This is a genomic window from Herbihabitans rhizosphaerae, assembly GCF_004216555.1.
Lineage (GTDB): Bacteria > Actinomycetota > Actinomycetes > Mycobacteriales > Pseudonocardiaceae > Herbihabitans > Herbihabitans rhizosphaerae.
This window is the reverse complement of sequence record NZ_SGWQ01000004.1, coordinates 293,569-307,337: the sequence shown is the minus strand read 5'-3', so window position 1 is coordinate 307,337 and position 13,769 is coordinate 293,569. Positions and strand designations below refer to the sequence as shown.

Below are 13,769 nucleotides of genomic sequence, written 5' to 3'. Positions count from 1 at the left end.
TTCACCGGCCGAGTGTGGCCCAGAAGCCGCACTTGTGCCGCTCCGCGAGGTCGACCGGTCCGACGCCGTCCCTGCCCGGCGCGAGTCCCTGCACGTAGGGCACCTCCGCGTCGGGACTGAACGTGAGCCAACGCGGACCGGGGGCACGCGCGGGATCGCCGGTGGCCGCGAAGCCGGTCCAGTAGTCGATCATCTGCTCGGACAGGCGCCGCTGCTCCGGAGTGAACGCGGCCGGCATGCCGCCGAGGTCGAACAGCGACCAGAGCTCGGACGCGTGCTGCGCGCCCATCGGCATTGTCGGCGGCAGCGGGGACAGCGCGGGCGGCTGCGGGTCGGCGAACTCGTACTGGTGCACCGGCACATGCCGGGCCAGCCGCCGGGACGTGGCGAACTGCGTGCACGCCCACTTGCGGTCGGTGGTGATCGCCGCCCAGGCCAGCGCTGCCGAACCGTAGGCCTGCCGCGGGTACTCGGCCCGCACGGCCGCCTCGTCCTTGCCGAAGGTCGTGGCCATCACCGCGTCGAAGGTCTGCTGGCTCATCGCGTACTGGAAGTTGTCGTACCTCGACGTCGCCTGGGTGCCCTCGTCACGGGTGTTGCCCGACAGCACCGGCACCCGGTGCACCAGTCCCGCGCGCACCGCGTCGGCCGGATCGACCGGCAGCATCGGCGTGCCGTAGGCGGGCTGGATGAACTTCTGGTGCACGCCCATCAGCTTGTCGACCGGCAGCGCGCGCAGACAGTCGACGTCGGCGCAACCGAGGTCGGTCGCCGTGCGACGCCCCTGTGCCTGCAATGCGGCCAGCGGCTCGTAGATGGCGTCGGCCGGCTGGCCGCGGAACTCGGTGTTGGCCGGCCAGCTCAGCTCGCACGATCCGCTCTGCAGCACGGCCTTGTCGAACAGCCCGGCCGCCGACGGCGAGGTGAGATGCGCGCAGTTGCTGACCCCGCCCGCGGACTGGCCAGCGACGGTGACGTTGTCCGGGTCGCCGCCGAACGCGGCGATGTTGCGCCGCACCCACGCGAACGCGGCCTGCTGGTCGGCGAGCCCGAACGTGCCGGAGCCGGCCAGGTCGGGGTGGCCGAAGAAGCCGAACACGCCGAGTCGGTAGTTCAGGGTCACCACGACGACGTCGCCCCGCGCCGCCATCCGCTGTGCGTCGTAGTTGCTGCCCGCGCCCATGTAGAACCCGCCGCCGTGCACCCACACGACGACCGGCTTCGGCTCGGCCGCGCGCGTGGACGGCCTGGTGACCTCGAGATACAGACAGTCCTCGTTGGTGCTGCCGGCCGGAATCTCGCCCGGCTTCTGCGCGCACACCGGGCCGGACACGGTCGCGTCCCGGACACCGGCCCACGGCGCCGGCGGTCGCGGAGGCTGCCAGCGCAGCTCGCCCACCGGCGGTGCCGCATAAGGGATTCCGCGGAACACCGTGGCCCGCTCACCGGCCGCGCCGCGCACCACGCCGGCGTCCGTGTGCACCGTCGAGCCGTCCGGTTGGGCCGCCGACCCGGTGACGCCGACCAGCAGACCGCCTGCCACGCCGACCGATGCCAGCAGCGCGGGCAGTGCCCGCCGTCGCCAGTTCCGCATTCCAGGTTCCTCTCCGTGGCTCGGGTGCACGTTCGCATCGCTCGTCAGATCCTCGCGGGTGCCACGCCGCCACGAATCGGTCAAGCCACCGGTACGGACATCCACCGATGAGTTGATCTCCGTCAGCCCACAGTCGTTTGGTGGATCTTCACACCTTGGTTGGTTAACACGGCGAACCCTAACCGCTACGGTAGTTCGCGTATCACTCTGTGTAATCATGGGAAGGGTCTGCCATGCGAACACCCAGGAATCGTCGCCGGTTACTCGTGGCGCTGGTCGGCGCGGCGGCGATCGCCGTCGGCGTGCAGGTGCCGGCCGTCGCCACGAACAACACCGCCACCGCGGCCGAGGACTACTACCAGGACGCGATCGGCAAAGAGGGCCCTGAGCTCAAGGCAGCGCTGAACACGATCATCAGCAACCAGACCAAGCTGTCCTACGACCAGGTGTGGGACGCACTGAAGGTGACCGACGAGGACCCGGGAAACACGGCGAACGTGCTGTTGCTGTACACCGGTCGCTCGCAGAGCAAGGACACCAACGGCGGTGACCCGGACGACTGGAACCGCGAGCACGTCTGGGCGAAGTCGCACGGCGACTTCGGCACCGAGACCGGGCCCGGCACCGACGTCCACCACCTGCGCGCGACCGACGTGTCGGTCAACGCCGAGCGTGGCAACAAGGACTTCGACAAGGGCGGCACCGAGGTCGGCGAAGCGCCCGGCAACCACACCGACGACGATTCGTGGGAGCCGCGCGACGCCGTCAAGGGCGACGTCGCCAGGATGATCTTCTACATGGCCGTGCGCTACGCCGGCACCGACGGCTTCGCCGACCTCGAACTCAACGACGAGGTCAACAACAACACCAAGCCGTTCATGGGCCGTCTGTCGATGCTGCGCCAGTGGCACCAGCAGGACCCGCCGGACGAGGCCGAGAAGAAGCGCAACCAGGTGATCTTCGACCAGTTCCAACACAACCGGAACCCGTTCATCGACCACCCGGAATGGGCCGCCTCCATCTGGCCGTGACCGAAGGGAAGGGGTACGGCCCGCCGGCCGGATGGGTGCCACTCGGCCGGCGGGCCGACTGAACGTGAGGCGAAGGTGACGCCGGGAGCCTTGGCGCCACCTCCTTCAACACAGGCATGCCTCACATTCCCTCGGAACAATCGCCGCCGCGACGACCGTCGCGGTACTGCCAGGTCTCCATGCCGCGGCGTTATCCGACCCGGTCGAGCGACCATTCACGGAGTGTTTCAGCCAATACGCCGAACAGCGCCTTCTGAGCAACCGCGACAGCACCCTGCGACGTCGGTCCACCGATGTGATGACCTGTAGGCGTGAGCTTGGCGAAGATCGAGTGGTGGGAGCGGCCGTTCGCGGCGCTGCCGGAGCCGCACGCGGTCGTACCGCTGGCGGCCGGTGTGCTGGCGCTGGTGATCGTGCTGTCGGGCCAACCATGGCGAGTCGCGCGGCACGTGCTGACCCTGGTGCACGAGGCCGGGCACGCGCTGGCCGCGGTCCTGGTCGGACGCCGGCTGCTGGGCATCCGGCTGCATTCCGACACCTCGGGTGTGACGTTCTCCCGCGGCAGGCCCGACGGCCCGGGTGCGGCGTTCACCGCGCTCGCGGGATACCCGGCACCCGCGCTGCTCGGACTCGCCTTCGCCGGCCTGATCGCGATCGACCAGCCCGCGACGGTGCTCCTGGTGTCCGCGGTCGGCGTGATCGGCGTGCTGGTCATGGCGCGCAACGTCTACGGGGTGATCACGGTCCTGCTGGTGGCCGCCGTCCTCGCGGGCGTGGCCTTCCTCGGCACGCCGGACGTGGTCGCGGCCTTCGTGTACGCCATCACCTGGCTGCTGTTGCTCGGATCGGTACGGCCGATCTTCGAACTGGGGCGCAAGCGACACCGCGGCCGGGCACGTGACTCCGACGTCGACCAACTCGCCCGACTGACCAGCGTCCCCGCCGCGCTCTGGATACTCCTGCTCACCGTCCTGGCGCTCGGCTGCGTCCTGGTCGGCGGCGCCTGGCTCCTCGAACCGACCTTCCCACTGTTCCGCTGAGGGATCCCGGCCCAACCTGCCGCTGGCGGAGCCGGCCGCAAACCCGCGGGACGCGCGAAACAGGGTGACCCACCAGTGTTGATCTCGCCCCCAAAGCAACCAACGCTGGCACGCAAGAACACGCACCGTGGGGTCTGGGGCTCGGCCCCAGACATAAATGCGAAAGATCCCCGTCTGCGTTCTCCGCAGACAGGGATCTCCCGATCTGTAGCCCCGACGGGATTCGAACCCGCGCTACCGCCTTGAGAGGGCGGCGTCCTAGGCCGCTAGACGACGGGGCCTCGAACAGAGTGGAACCTTACAGTATCCGCTCCGCTGGGGTACCAGGACTCGAACCTAGACTAACTGAACCAGAATCAGTCGTGCTGCCGATTACACCATACCCCAAGGGCTTCAACGCTCCGTGATCGGTCGCCCGTCACGTTCCGTGCTGCCGGAAAGAGATACTAGACCACGGGTTGAGACCAGGAGAAATCGGCCCCGCGATCATCGACAGCGCTGTTGACTCGGCACCACGGTCGGCGGCGTGCGGAACTCGCTGACCAGCAGCTTCGGCAGCGCTTCGAGCGATGTGATCACGTGCACCGCCCGCTCCCCCGGCTCGGCGCCCGCGGCCCGGTCCAGCCAGATCCCGTGCATGCCGGCATCCCGCGCGCCCACGGCGTCGAGGTCCAGCCGGTCACCGACGTGCACGATCTGCTCCGGCGGCACGTCGAGCTGTTTCGCCGCAGTGGCGAAAATCACCGGATCGGGTTTACCGCAGCCGATCTCGCCCGCGATCACCACCGTGTCGAAGTATTCGGCGATTCCGAGCCGCGCGAGTTTGTCCCGCTGATGCGCGCCCGTCGAATTCGTGATCGCGCCGATCAGAAAGCCGGCGGACCGAAGCCATTCCAAACACGGGACCGCGTCGTCGAACGTTCTCCATGTCTGGTTCAGGAATGCGAGCCTGCGATCCTCCATCCGCACGATGAGGTCGTCGTCCAGCAGTGCGCCACAATCGGCGAGGAACGCTTTCGTGCGCGCTCTGCGCATCGTGTCGTAGTCGATCTCGCCGGCGATCGCCCGCGCCACATGCTCCTCGGTGACCCGCTCCCACGCGGGCCACATGTCGTCTCTGCCGATCATCGCGGCCACGGCGGATCTCGCGGAGGTGGCGAAGTCGACGAGCGTGTCGTCGATGTCCAGGCACACCGCGCGAATCAAGGGCGAAGTGTCCTGAAAACCCCCCAGCTCGTTGGCTCTCAGCGTTGCACGACCGGTGGTGACTGCGGCAAGCGGAGAAGTCATCCCGCGAGGCTAGGTGACTAAAGTCCTCTTCGATTCGTCCGACGAGGTGATGTTGGGCCGACTGTTTCGGTTAAGCTGGCCGCAATTCCGAAATAGCCCAAACAGACTTTATCGCCATGCGATCGACAGGCGTTACCAAGTGACTCCGAGTGTCACCCGTTCGACGCAATGCGCACCGAGTCGAGCGCGCGCGTCAGCCGGCCGATCGACCGCTCGCGGCCGAGCAGTTCCAGTGACTCGTACAGCGGCGGTGACACCGTGCGACCGGTGGCCGCCACGCGAACGGGCGCGAAAGCCTTGCGCGGCTTGAGACCCAGCCCGTCCACGAGTGCCTCTTTGAGCGCCTGCTCGATCGCCGGCGTCGACCACTCGGTCAGCGCGCCGAGCGCGTCCACGGATGCCGCGAGCACCGGCTCGGCGTCCGCCTTGAGCACCTTGGCCGCGGACTCCGGGTCCGGCGCGAATTCCGCGTCGTCCACGAACAGGAATCGCACCATGTTGCTCGCCTCGGACAACACGACCAACCGCTCCTGCACCAGCGGCGCGATCGCGCGCAACGCGGTCAACTGCTCCTCGCTCGGCGACGCCGGCAGCACGCCGTCCGCCGCGAGATAGGGCAGCACGGCGGTCACGAAATCCTCGGGCGCGAGCGCGCGCAGGTGTTCCGCGTTCAGCGCCTCGGCCTTTTTCAGATCGAACCGCGCGGGGTTCGAACTCACCTTGGAAATGTCGAACGCCTCGATCATCTCGGCCATCGTGAACACGTCACGGTCGTCCGCGATCGCCCAGCCGAGCAGCGCAAGATAGTTGAGAATTCCCTCCGGCAGGAATCCGCGCTCCCGATACAGGAAAAGATTCGACTCGGGATCGCGCTTGGACAGCTTCTTGTTTCCCTCGCCGCGCACGAGCGGCAGGTGCCCGAACTCCGGCGTGAAATCGGTGACGCCGATTCGCCGCAGCGCGCCGTACAGCGCGATCTGCCGAGGGGTGGACGGGAGCAGGTCCTCGCCGCGCAGCACGTGCGTGATCCGCATCAGCGCGTCGTCGACCGGGTTGGTCAGTGTGTACAGCGGCGCGCCGTTCGCACGCATCAGCACCGGGTCCGGCACGCTGCCGACCTTGAACGTGATCTCACCCCGGATGAGGTCGGTGAACGTGATGTCCTCGGCAGGCATGCGCAGCCGCAGCACCGGCTCGCGCCCCTCGGCGCGCAGTTCCGCCCGCCGCGCCTCGGTCAACTCGCGGTCGGCGTTGTCGTACCCGAGTTTCGGATCCTGGCCCGCGTCGCGGCGGCGCCGCTCGACCTCCTCCGGCGTGGAGAAGGACTCGTACAACTCCCCCGCCGCCAGGAGCCGCTGCGCGATATCGGCGTAGATCTCGCCGCGCCGGCTCTGCCGGTACGGCTCGTCCGGTCCGCCGACCTCGGGCCCCTCGTCCCAGTCGAGGCGAAGCCAGCGCAGCGCGTCGAGGAGTGCGTCGTAGCTCTCCTCGGAGTCGCGGGCGGCGTCGGTGTCCTCGATGCGGAACACCAGCTTTCCCTTGTGGTGCCGGGCGAACGCCCAGTTGAAGAGAACGGTGCGAATGAGACCCACGTGTGGGGTACCCGTCGGCGAGGGGCAGAAGCGGACGCGGACGGCGGCTGTGTTCGTAGTCATGACCCGATCAGCCTAACCGTGTTGACGCGTGCGGCGGCGGGGTGCATCCTGAGGTTATTCAACAACTGTTGAAAACGAACTGGGAGGCGATCATGACGGAGCGCACGACCTGCGCGGTGGTGGGGGGCGGCCCCGCCGGCATGGTGTTGGGGCTGCTGCTGGCACGGGCCGGCGTCGAGGTGACCGTGCTGGAGAAGCACGGCGACTTCCTGCGGGACTTCCGCGGCGACACGGTGCACGCCTCGACGGTGCGGCTACTCGACGAGCTGGGGCTCGGCAGCCGGTTCCGCGAGATCCCGCAGAGCAAGCTGGAGACCATCGGCTTTCCGAGCCCCGACGGCGACGGCATCGTGACCTTCGGCGAGCTGCGCCGGCTGCGCGCGCCGTACAACTACATCGCGATGGTGCCGCAGTGGGATTTCCTCGACCTGCTGGCCGACGCCGGTGCCGAGGAGCCGACCTTCACCCTGCGGATGAACACCGAGGTCACCGGCCTGCTGCGGGACGGCGAGCGAGTGACCGGCGTCCAGTACCGCACTCGTGACGGCGTCGAGGGCGAGCTGCACGCCGATCTGACCGTCGCCTGCGACGGGCGGCACTCACTCCTGCGCGACACCATGTCGTTGCGCCCCAAGGAGTTCGGCGTCCCGTTCGACGTGCTGTGGTTCCGCGTGCCGCGCGACGAGAAGGGCGGCGACGTCAGCGGCATCACCGGCAAGATCGACGGCAGCAACTTCATGGTCATGATCAACCGGGGCGACTACTTCCAGAACGCGTACTTCATCAAGAAGGGCACCGACGCCCAGGTGCGCGCCGAGGGCATCGAGCGCTTCCGGGAGCGGGTGGCCGCGATGGCGCCGGAGGTGGCCGACCGGGTGGACGCGATCGAGAGCATGGACGAGGTGAAGATGCTCGACGTCAAGCTGAACCGGCTGCACCGCTGGCACAGCGACGGCCTGCTGCTGATCGGCGACGCCGCGCACGCGATGTCACCGCTCGGCGGAGTCGGCGTGAACGTGGCCGTGCAGGACGCCGTCGCCGCCGCCCGCCTGCTCGCGGAACCGTTGCGGCGCAAGGACGTTCGGACGTCGCACCTGGCCGCGGTGCGCCGCCGCCGGTGGCTGGCGACGGCCGCGACACAGAGGCTGCAGCGGACCCTGCAGGAGAACGTGGTCGGCCCGCTGATCACCGGCGAGCGAAAGTCGTTCCCCAAGGCGCTGATCACCGTGATGCGCCGGCTGCCGTTCATGCGGGCCGTCCCGGCGTACATGGTCGGCATCGGGCTGCGGCCGGAACACGCGCCGGAGTTCGCGCGGCGCCCGGACGCGAAGGCCGGTAGTCGGGCCTAGCGGTTGGCGACCGAGTTGGTCAGAGTGCCGATACCGGCGATGCTGACCGACACGGTCTGCCCGGCGGTCATCGGGCCGACGCCGGCGGGCGTGCCGGTGAGGATCACATCGCCGGGCAGCAGCGTCATCACCCGCGAGATCCACTCCACCAGTTCGCCGATGTCGTGCAGCAGCAGGCCGGTGTCGGACTGCTGGCGAACCTCGCCGTCCAGCTCGGTGCGGATCTCCAGGTCGTCGTCCGGCTTCACGTCGGTCTCGATCCACGGACCCAGCGGGCAGAACGTGTCGTGGCTCTTGGCCCGCGTCCACTGGCCGTCGGCCTGCTGCTGGTCACGCGCGGTCACGTCGTTGGCGATCGTGTAGCCGAGCACGACGTCGGACGCGCGCTCGGCGGGGACGTCCTTGCACGGCTTGCCGATCACCGCGGCCAGCTCGCCCTCGAAGTCGACCCGCGTGGAGTCGGCTGGCAGCTTGATCGCCGCGTCCGGACCGATCACGGTGGTCGACGGCTTCATGAAGATCACCGGGGAGGCGGGCGCCTCGCCGCCCATCTCGCGCGCGTGCTCGGCGTAGTTCTTGCCGACGCACACGACCTTGCTCGGCAGGATCGGCGCCAGCAGCCGCACGTCGGCCATCGGCCAGCGCCGGCCGGTCGACGGAGTGCCGCCGAACGGGTGGTCGGCGACCTCCACGGCGGTCAGCTTCGTGAGGTCCTCTCCCTCCCCCTCGACGGTGACGAAGGCGACTCCCTCAGGGTGGGCGATACGCGCGACTCGCATGGCTTCGACCCTACGCACCGGTACCGTGGCGACGTGTCTGGGGCTCTCGAGTTGATCGCGGTCGCCGAGCGGTGTGTGAAACAGGCGGCCGACCTCGTCCGGCAGCGCGGCGAGGAGCGGCCGGCGGTCTGGTCTAAAAGTGAGACCGACCAGGTCACAGCGGTGGACCTGGCGGTCGAACGGCTGTTGCGCGAGGAACTGCGCGCCGCCGTTCCCGGCTCGGCGATCGTCGGCGAGGAGCTGGCGCCGACCGCCGGCACCTCGGTCACCTGGTACGTCGATCCGATCGACGGCACCAGCAACTTCCTGCGCGGGCTGCCGATCGCGGCGATCTCGATCGGCGCCGCGGTGGACGGCGAGATCGTCGCGGGATGCGTGCTCGACCTGTTCCGCGACGAGTGCTTCACCGGCGGACCGGACGTGCCGCTGCGGGTGCGCTCCGCCGGGCTGCGGCCGGTGCCGGGTGAGGGTGCGCGTCCGCTCGTACTCACCGACGTTCCGCTGCCGAACAGCACCCGGTCCGGTGAAATCGAGTTCCTCGGCGAACTGCTGGCCCGCGCCGAGGTGCGCCGGGTGTACTCGACCGCGCTGTCACTGGCCTGGGTGGCGGCCGGCCGCGCGGACATCGCGTGCAACCTGGGCATCTACCCGTGGGACGTGGCGGCGGGCGCGGCGCTCGTGCGGTCGGTCGGCGGCGTGTTCGTCCCGATCGGCGGGGACGACGTGCACGCACCCGGATTCGTCGCGGCGCGTGACGAGGCGCCCCGGCCGATGACCGAGTGGATCACCGGCCGGCTGCGCGAGATCGCTGAGACGGGCTAGCTCGCCAGAGTTTCCCGCAGTGGCACGAAGTCCGGCCAGATCAGCCGCAGGTCGCGCCCGTAACCGAGCCGGGCCAGCGCGCTCTCGGCGGAGTTGAAGCTGCCGGTGAACCGCTCCGAGGTACCCCACAGCAGCGCACGGTCGGGGAAGGACATGCCCCACGCGTAAATGCCGGCCTGACGCCATCCGGGCGCCACCTCGCACAGCGCGAACACGCGCGGAGCGTCCCTGGTGGACAGCAGGCGCAACAGGTCCTCGAGGGTCTCCTCGTCCGGAATGCCGAGCGGGTTGTCCTCCCCGTCCTCCAGCGCGCCGAAGTCCTCCTCGTCGACGACATCGTCCTCGAACTCGTCCTCGAACTCGTCCTCAGGCTCGACGTGCTCGTCGTGCTCGGCCACCCTTGTCCTCCATTCGCGTGGAACAACCCGACGGTAGTACGCCTTCGCGCCGCGCACGTGACCTCAACGGGTGAACTCGCGAGTTCTTCAGCGCTCGGTCAGTACGAAGGTCTGCTTGGCCAACAGGTACGCCGGCAGTCCCGGCTCGCCGCCGCCCTTGCCGGTCGCGTTGACGCTCACCGTGATCACCTGGCGCGGCGTGGTGACGGTGAACGCACGCACCCGCGACCGTTCGACCCCGGCGAGGGTCACCTCGGTGCCGGTGATCCGGCCGATGTTCGTGTCCCGGTACTCGGGCTTGTCGGTGATGGTCTCACCGCCGACGAACCCGACGATCGCCTCACGCGGGTTGGCGCCCGGCGTGTCGGCCACCCACATCTTGATCACCGCGGAGCCGTCGGCCGCCTTGACCACGCAGCGGGCGTTGAGCGCGCCCCTCGGCTGCTCGGCCGGCGCGCTGACCGTCCACCCCGGCGCGATGTCGAACGTTGCCGGCAGGCGGCACGGTCCCCCGCTGACCTTGCCGGCACGGGGCGCGGGAGCGACGTCGTCGCGCCACACGCCGGGTGGCGGCGCGCTGGTCGTCGGCGGCGTGGCGCTGGGCGTCGCCGACGGCGGCTGGGACGCCGGAGGCTGGGCGGCGGGTTCGTCACCGCATCCGGCGATCAGCGCCGCGACGGCGGCCACACTCGCGGTCATCAGGAAGGCCTTCACGGCTGTGTCCTTCGCGTCGACGATGATCCACACGTGACGTTACCCGCCACGGCGGTCGCCGGCAGAACGAGTCAGCCGACCGGTTGAGTGAGCCGCATTGCCTTGTGTGCCAAGGCATCGCACAGCGCCAGCCAGCTCGCCTCCACGATGTTGCCGTGCACGCCGACCGTGGTCCACTCCTGCCCGCCGTCGGCCGACACGACCAGCACGCGGGTCACCGCGTCCGTGCCGTGCTGCGAGTCCGAGCCGTTCACCGGGTGCCGCGCGCCGGGGGTCAGGATGCGCACCTTGTAGTCGACCAGCTCGACACTGTCCAACCAGGACAGATGCGGCCGCAAAGCCTTGCGCAGCGCGGCGTCCAGCGCGTGCACCGGCCCGTTGCCCTCCGCGGTCGCGATCACCCGTTCCTCGGCGACCTGCACCTTCACGGTCGCCTCGGACACGATCTCGCCGTCCAGCCGGTGGTCGAGGATCACCCGGTAGGACTCCAGCCGGAACGGCGTGTGGTCCACAGTGGACTGTGAGAGCTCGTCGCGCAGCAGCAGCTCCAGCGACGCGTCGGCGGCCTCGAACGACCAGCCGCGCGCCTCCAGGTCCTTGACCTTGCCGACGACGTTGGTGAGCACTTCGGGTTGGCCGGCAAGGTCGACCCCGAGCTCGCGTCCCTTGAGCTCCAGGCTGGCCCTGCCGGCCATCTCGGTGACCAGCACACGCTGGTCGTTGCCGACGACCGAGGGGTCGATGTGGTTGTACAGCAACGGATCCACCTTGATCGCGCTCGCGTGCAGGCCTGCCTTGTGGGCGAAGGCCGAGGACCCGACATAGGCCTGGTGGGTGTCGGGTGCGATGTTGGCGATCTCGGCCAGCGCGTGTGACACGCGGGCCAGCTCGGTCATGCGCTCCTGCGGGATCACCGGCATGTCGAGCTTGGTGACGAGATTCCCGATCGTGGCGAACAGGTCGGCGTTGCCGGCCCGCTCGCCGTAGCCGTTCGCGGTGCACTGCACGTGCGTCGCGCCGGCCTGCACGGCGGCCACTGAGTTGGCGACCGCGCATGATGTGTCGTCCTGGCAATGGATTCCGACCCGGAACCCGGTCTTGTCGATCACGTCGCGGACGGTGTCGGCGAGCCCGAGCGGGAGCTGCCCGCCGTTGGTGTCGCACAGCACGGCGACGTCCGCGCCGGCCTCCATCGCGGCGGTGAGTACCCGCAGCGAGGTGTCGGAGTCGTAGGCGTATCCGTCGAAGAAGTGCTCGGCGTCGAGGAACACCCGCCGGCCCTCGGCGACCAGCAGCGCCACGGTGTCCGACACCATCGCGCACGCCTCGTCCACGTCGGTGCGCAGCGCGCGCTCGATGTGCCGGCGGTCGGACTTGGCGACCAGGGTGACGGCCGGCGCTCCCGAGTCGAGCAGCGCGCGTACCTGCGGGTCGTCGGCGGCCTTGGTGTCCGGGCGGCGGGTGGCGCCGAACGCGACCAGGACGGCGTGCCGCAGGTCCAGCTCGTGCGCGGCACGGGCGAAGAACTCGGTGTCCTTGGGCAGCGCGCCGGGCCAGCCGCCCTCGATGAACCCCACGCCCAGTTCGTCGAGCAGCCGCGCGACGGCGAGCTTGTCGGCCGCGGAGTAGGAGATGCCCTCGCCCTGCGCACCGTCCCGCAGGGTGGTGTCGTACAGGTGGAAGGCGTCGCCGAGTGGCGTCTCTGCGGGGGTCGTGCGGCTCACGGTGGACTCCTGGATCCGTTGCGGGAAAAGAAAAAGACCCCTCGCGGATGCGAGAGGTCAGCGCGCCTGGGTGCGAAGCTTCAGCTACCCGGCGCGCTCGTCAATAATGATCACGGCGTGAACGGCCACGACTGGATGGTGCCACACCCGCCATCCGAGTACCAATTCTCGGACCCGATCTCCCACATTCTGGGCGTTAACGCCCGAGTTCCGCGCCCGGACACGGTGAGTCCCGCGCTCAGGCTGATGCAGAGCGCGGGACTCACCGGTGCACAGCGCGGGACTCGCGAATCAGGCGCGGTCGCGGGCGTTGGAGGAGACCAGGGCGGCGAGACGGTCACCGATGGCGAACGTGCCACCCGGCTGCGAGTGGTCCCGCGTGGCGAGGTCGAAGGCCACCGACGCCTCGATGCGCTTGGCGGCCTCGTGGTCGCCGAGGTGGTCCAGCAGCAGGGCCACCGACAGCACGGCGGCCGTCGGGTCGGCCACACCCTGCCCGGCGATGTCCGGCGCGCTGCCGTGCACCGGCTCGAACATGCTCGGGTTGCGCCGGGTGATGTCCATGTTCCCGCTCGCCGCGAGCCCGATGCCGCCGGTGACCGCCGCGGCCAGGTCGGTCAGGATGTCGCCGAACAGGTTGTCGGTGACGAGCACGTCGAACCGGCTGGGATCGTTCACCATGTGGATCGTGGTGGCGTCCACGTGCTGGTAGGCCACCGTCACGTCCGGGTACTGCAGCGACACCTCCTCAACCACGCGCGACCACAGCGAGCCGGCGTGGGTGAGCACGTTGGTCTTGTGCACCAGCGTGAGGTGCTTGCGCGGGCGCGCCGCCGAGCGGGCGAACGCGTCGCGCACCACCCGGTCCACGCCGAACGAGGTGTTCACGCTGACCTCGGTGGCGATCTCGTGCGGGGTGTCCTTGCGCAGCAGGCCGCCGTTGCCCGCGTACAGGCCCTCGGTGCCCTCGCGCACCACGATCATGTCGATCTCGCCGGGGTCGACCAGCGGGCTCTTCACGCCCGGGTAGAGCCGCGCCGGGCGCAGGTTCACGTGGTGGTCCAGCTCGAACCGAAGCCGCAGCAGCAGGCCGCGCTCGAGGATTCCGCTCGGCACCGACGGGTCACCGACCGCGCCGAGCAGGATCGCGTCGTGCTCGCGCAGCTCGCTGAGCACCGACTCGGGAAGCAGCTCGCCGGTGGCGTGCCACCGGGTGGCGCCGAGGTCGTACCGGGTGACCTCGGCACCGGGAACGACCTCGCCGAGCACCTTGAGGGCTTCGGCGATTACCTCCGGCCCGATCCCGTCACCAGGGATCACCGCGAGCCGCATGCATACCTCCAGGTCGTACTGTGCCGACACGGCGGGACACC

At 69.4% G+C, this 13,769-nt stretch carries 12 protein-coding genes and 2 tRNA genes; 4 read left to right on the top strand and 10 right to left on the bottom strand.

Annotated features, from left to right (window positions below; all coding sequences use genetic code 11):
- Nucleotide 1 precedes the first annotated feature (1 nt).
- Nucleotides 2–1,594 carry a carboxylesterase/lipase family protein gene (locus EV193_RS14805; RefSeq protein ID WP_130344678.1) on the bottom strand — a complete coding sequence of 531 codons (1,593 nt, stop codon included), beginning with the start codon at nucleotides 1,592–1,594 and terminating at the stop codon, nucleotides 2–4.
- Nucleotides 1,595–1,827: 233 nt separating this feature from the next.
- On the opposite strand from EV193_RS14805, the gene EV193_RS14800 reads away from it, so the two are divergent.
- Nucleotides 1,828–2,625: an endonuclease I family protein gene (locus EV193_RS14800; protein WP_130344677.1), complete on the top strand. Its 798-nt coding sequence runs from the start codon at nucleotides 1,828–1,830 to the stop codon at nucleotides 2,623–2,625.
- 311 nt (nucleotides 2,626–2,936) lie between these two features.
- Nucleotides 2,937–3,665, top strand: a complete 729-nt coding sequence (locus tag EV193_RS14795) for a M50 family metallopeptidase (RefSeq protein WP_423202168.1) — start codon at nucleotides 2,937–2,939, stop codon at nucleotides 3,663–3,665.
- 208 nt (nucleotides 3,666–3,873) lie between these two features.
- On the opposite strand, the gene EV193_RS14790 is transcribed toward EV193_RS14795, so the two are convergent.
- The 4 genes from EV193_RS14790 to gltX form a co-directional block, all read right to left on the bottom strand.
- Nucleotides 3,874–3,946, bottom strand: a tRNA-Glu gene (locus tag EV193_RS14790).
- A gap of 34 nt (nucleotides 3,947–3,980) precedes the next feature.
- Nucleotides 3,981–4,052: transfer RNA gene (locus EV193_RS14785), tRNA-Gln, on the bottom strand.
- A 99-nt stretch (nucleotides 4,053–4,151) separates the two neighbouring features.
- Nucleotides 4,152–4,871 (bottom strand): HAD family hydrolase, encoded by a 720-nt coding sequence (locus EV193_RS14780; protein ID WP_242613394.1) that lies wholly within the window; start codon nucleotides 4,869–4,871, stop codon nucleotides 4,152–4,154.
- 236 nt (nucleotides 4,872–5,107) lie between these two features.
- On the bottom strand, nucleotides 5,108–6,610 hold the full coding sequence (gene gltX / locus EV193_RS14775) for a glutamate--tRNA ligase (RefSeq protein ID WP_130344676.1): 1,503 nt from the start codon (nucleotides 6,608–6,610) through the stop codon (nucleotides 5,108–5,110).
- Between the two features lie 92 nt (nucleotides 6,611–6,702).
- Here gltX and EV193_RS14770 point away from each other — a divergent pair, with 92 nt between their 5' ends.
- Nucleotides 6,703–7,959: an FAD-dependent oxidoreductase gene (locus EV193_RS14770; protein WP_130344675.1), complete on the top strand. Its 1,257-nt coding sequence runs from the start codon at nucleotides 6,703–6,705 to the stop codon at nucleotides 7,957–7,959.
- On the opposite strand, the gene EV193_RS14765 is transcribed toward EV193_RS14770, so the two are convergent.
- Nucleotides 7,956–8,738: a fumarylacetoacetate hydrolase family protein gene (locus tag EV193_RS14765; RefSeq protein WP_130344674.1), complete on the bottom strand. Its 783-nt coding sequence runs from the start codon at nucleotides 8,736–8,738 to the stop codon at nucleotides 7,956–7,958. The genes EV193_RS14770 and EV193_RS14765 overlap by 4 nt on opposite strands.
- Nucleotides 8,739–8,771: 33 nt before the next feature.
- Between EV193_RS14765 and EV193_RS14760 the strand changes: the two genes are divergently transcribed.
- Nucleotides 8,772–9,560 carry an inositol monophosphatase family protein gene (locus EV193_RS14760; protein ID WP_130344673.1) on the top strand — a complete coding sequence of 263 codons (789 nt, stop codon included), beginning with the start codon at nucleotides 8,772–8,774 and terminating at the stop codon, nucleotides 9,558–9,560.
- Here the strand turns inward: EV193_RS14760 and EV193_RS34095 are convergent.
- The 4 genes from EV193_RS34095 to EV193_RS14740 all read right to left on the bottom strand — a co-directional run bounded on the left by EV193_RS34095 (nucleotide 9,557) and on the right by EV193_RS14740 (nucleotide 13,728).
- Nucleotides 9,557–9,958 (bottom strand): hypothetical protein, encoded by a 402-nt coding sequence (locus EV193_RS34095; RefSeq protein ID WP_242613393.1) that lies wholly within the window; start codon nucleotides 9,956–9,958, stop codon nucleotides 9,557–9,559. The two genes, EV193_RS14760 and EV193_RS34095, sit on opposite strands and share 4 nt — an antisense overlap.
- 87 nt (nucleotides 9,959–10,045) lie before the next feature.
- Entirely contained in the window at nucleotides 10,046–10,672 is a 627-nt protein-coding gene (locus tag EV193_RS14750) for a lipoprotein (protein ID WP_130344672.1), read from the bottom strand.
- A 71-nt stretch (nucleotides 10,673–10,743) separates the two neighbouring features.
- Entirely contained in the window at nucleotides 10,744–12,396 is a 1,653-nt protein-coding gene (gene cimA, locus EV193_RS14745) for a citramalate synthase (protein ID WP_130344671.1), read from the bottom strand.
- Between the two features lie 291 nt (nucleotides 12,397–12,687).
- Nucleotides 12,688–13,728, bottom strand: a complete 1,041-nt coding sequence (locus EV193_RS14740; protein ID WP_130344934.1) for a 3-isopropylmalate dehydrogenase — start codon at nucleotides 13,726–13,728, stop codon at nucleotides 12,688–12,690.
- Between the last annotated feature and the right edge of the window lie 41 nt (nucleotides 13,729–13,769).

Coding starts and splice junctions, on each gene's coding strand:
- EV193_RS14805 (WP_130344678.1), bottom strand. CDS start 1,594: ATGCGGAACTGGCGACGGCGGGCACTGCCCGCGCTGCTGGCATCGGTC.
- EV193_RS14800 (WP_130344677.1), top strand. CDS start 1,828: ATGCGAACACCCAGGAATCGTCGCCGGTTACTCGTGGCGCTGGTCGGC.
- gltX (WP_130344676.1), bottom strand. CDS start 6,610: ATGACTACGAACACAGCCGCCGTCCGCGTCCGCTTCTGCCCCTCGCCG.
- EV193_RS14770 (WP_130344675.1), top strand. CDS start 6,703: ATGACGGAGCGCACGACCTGCGCGGTGGTGGGGGGCGGCCCCGCCGGC.
- EV193_RS14765 (WP_130344674.1), bottom strand. CDS start 8,738: ATGCGAGTCGCGCGTATCGCCCACCCTGAGGGAGTCGCCTTCGTCACC.
- EV193_RS14740 (WP_130344934.1), bottom strand. CDS start 13,728: ATGCGGCTCGCGGTGATCCCTGGTGACGGGATCGGGCCGGAGGTAATC.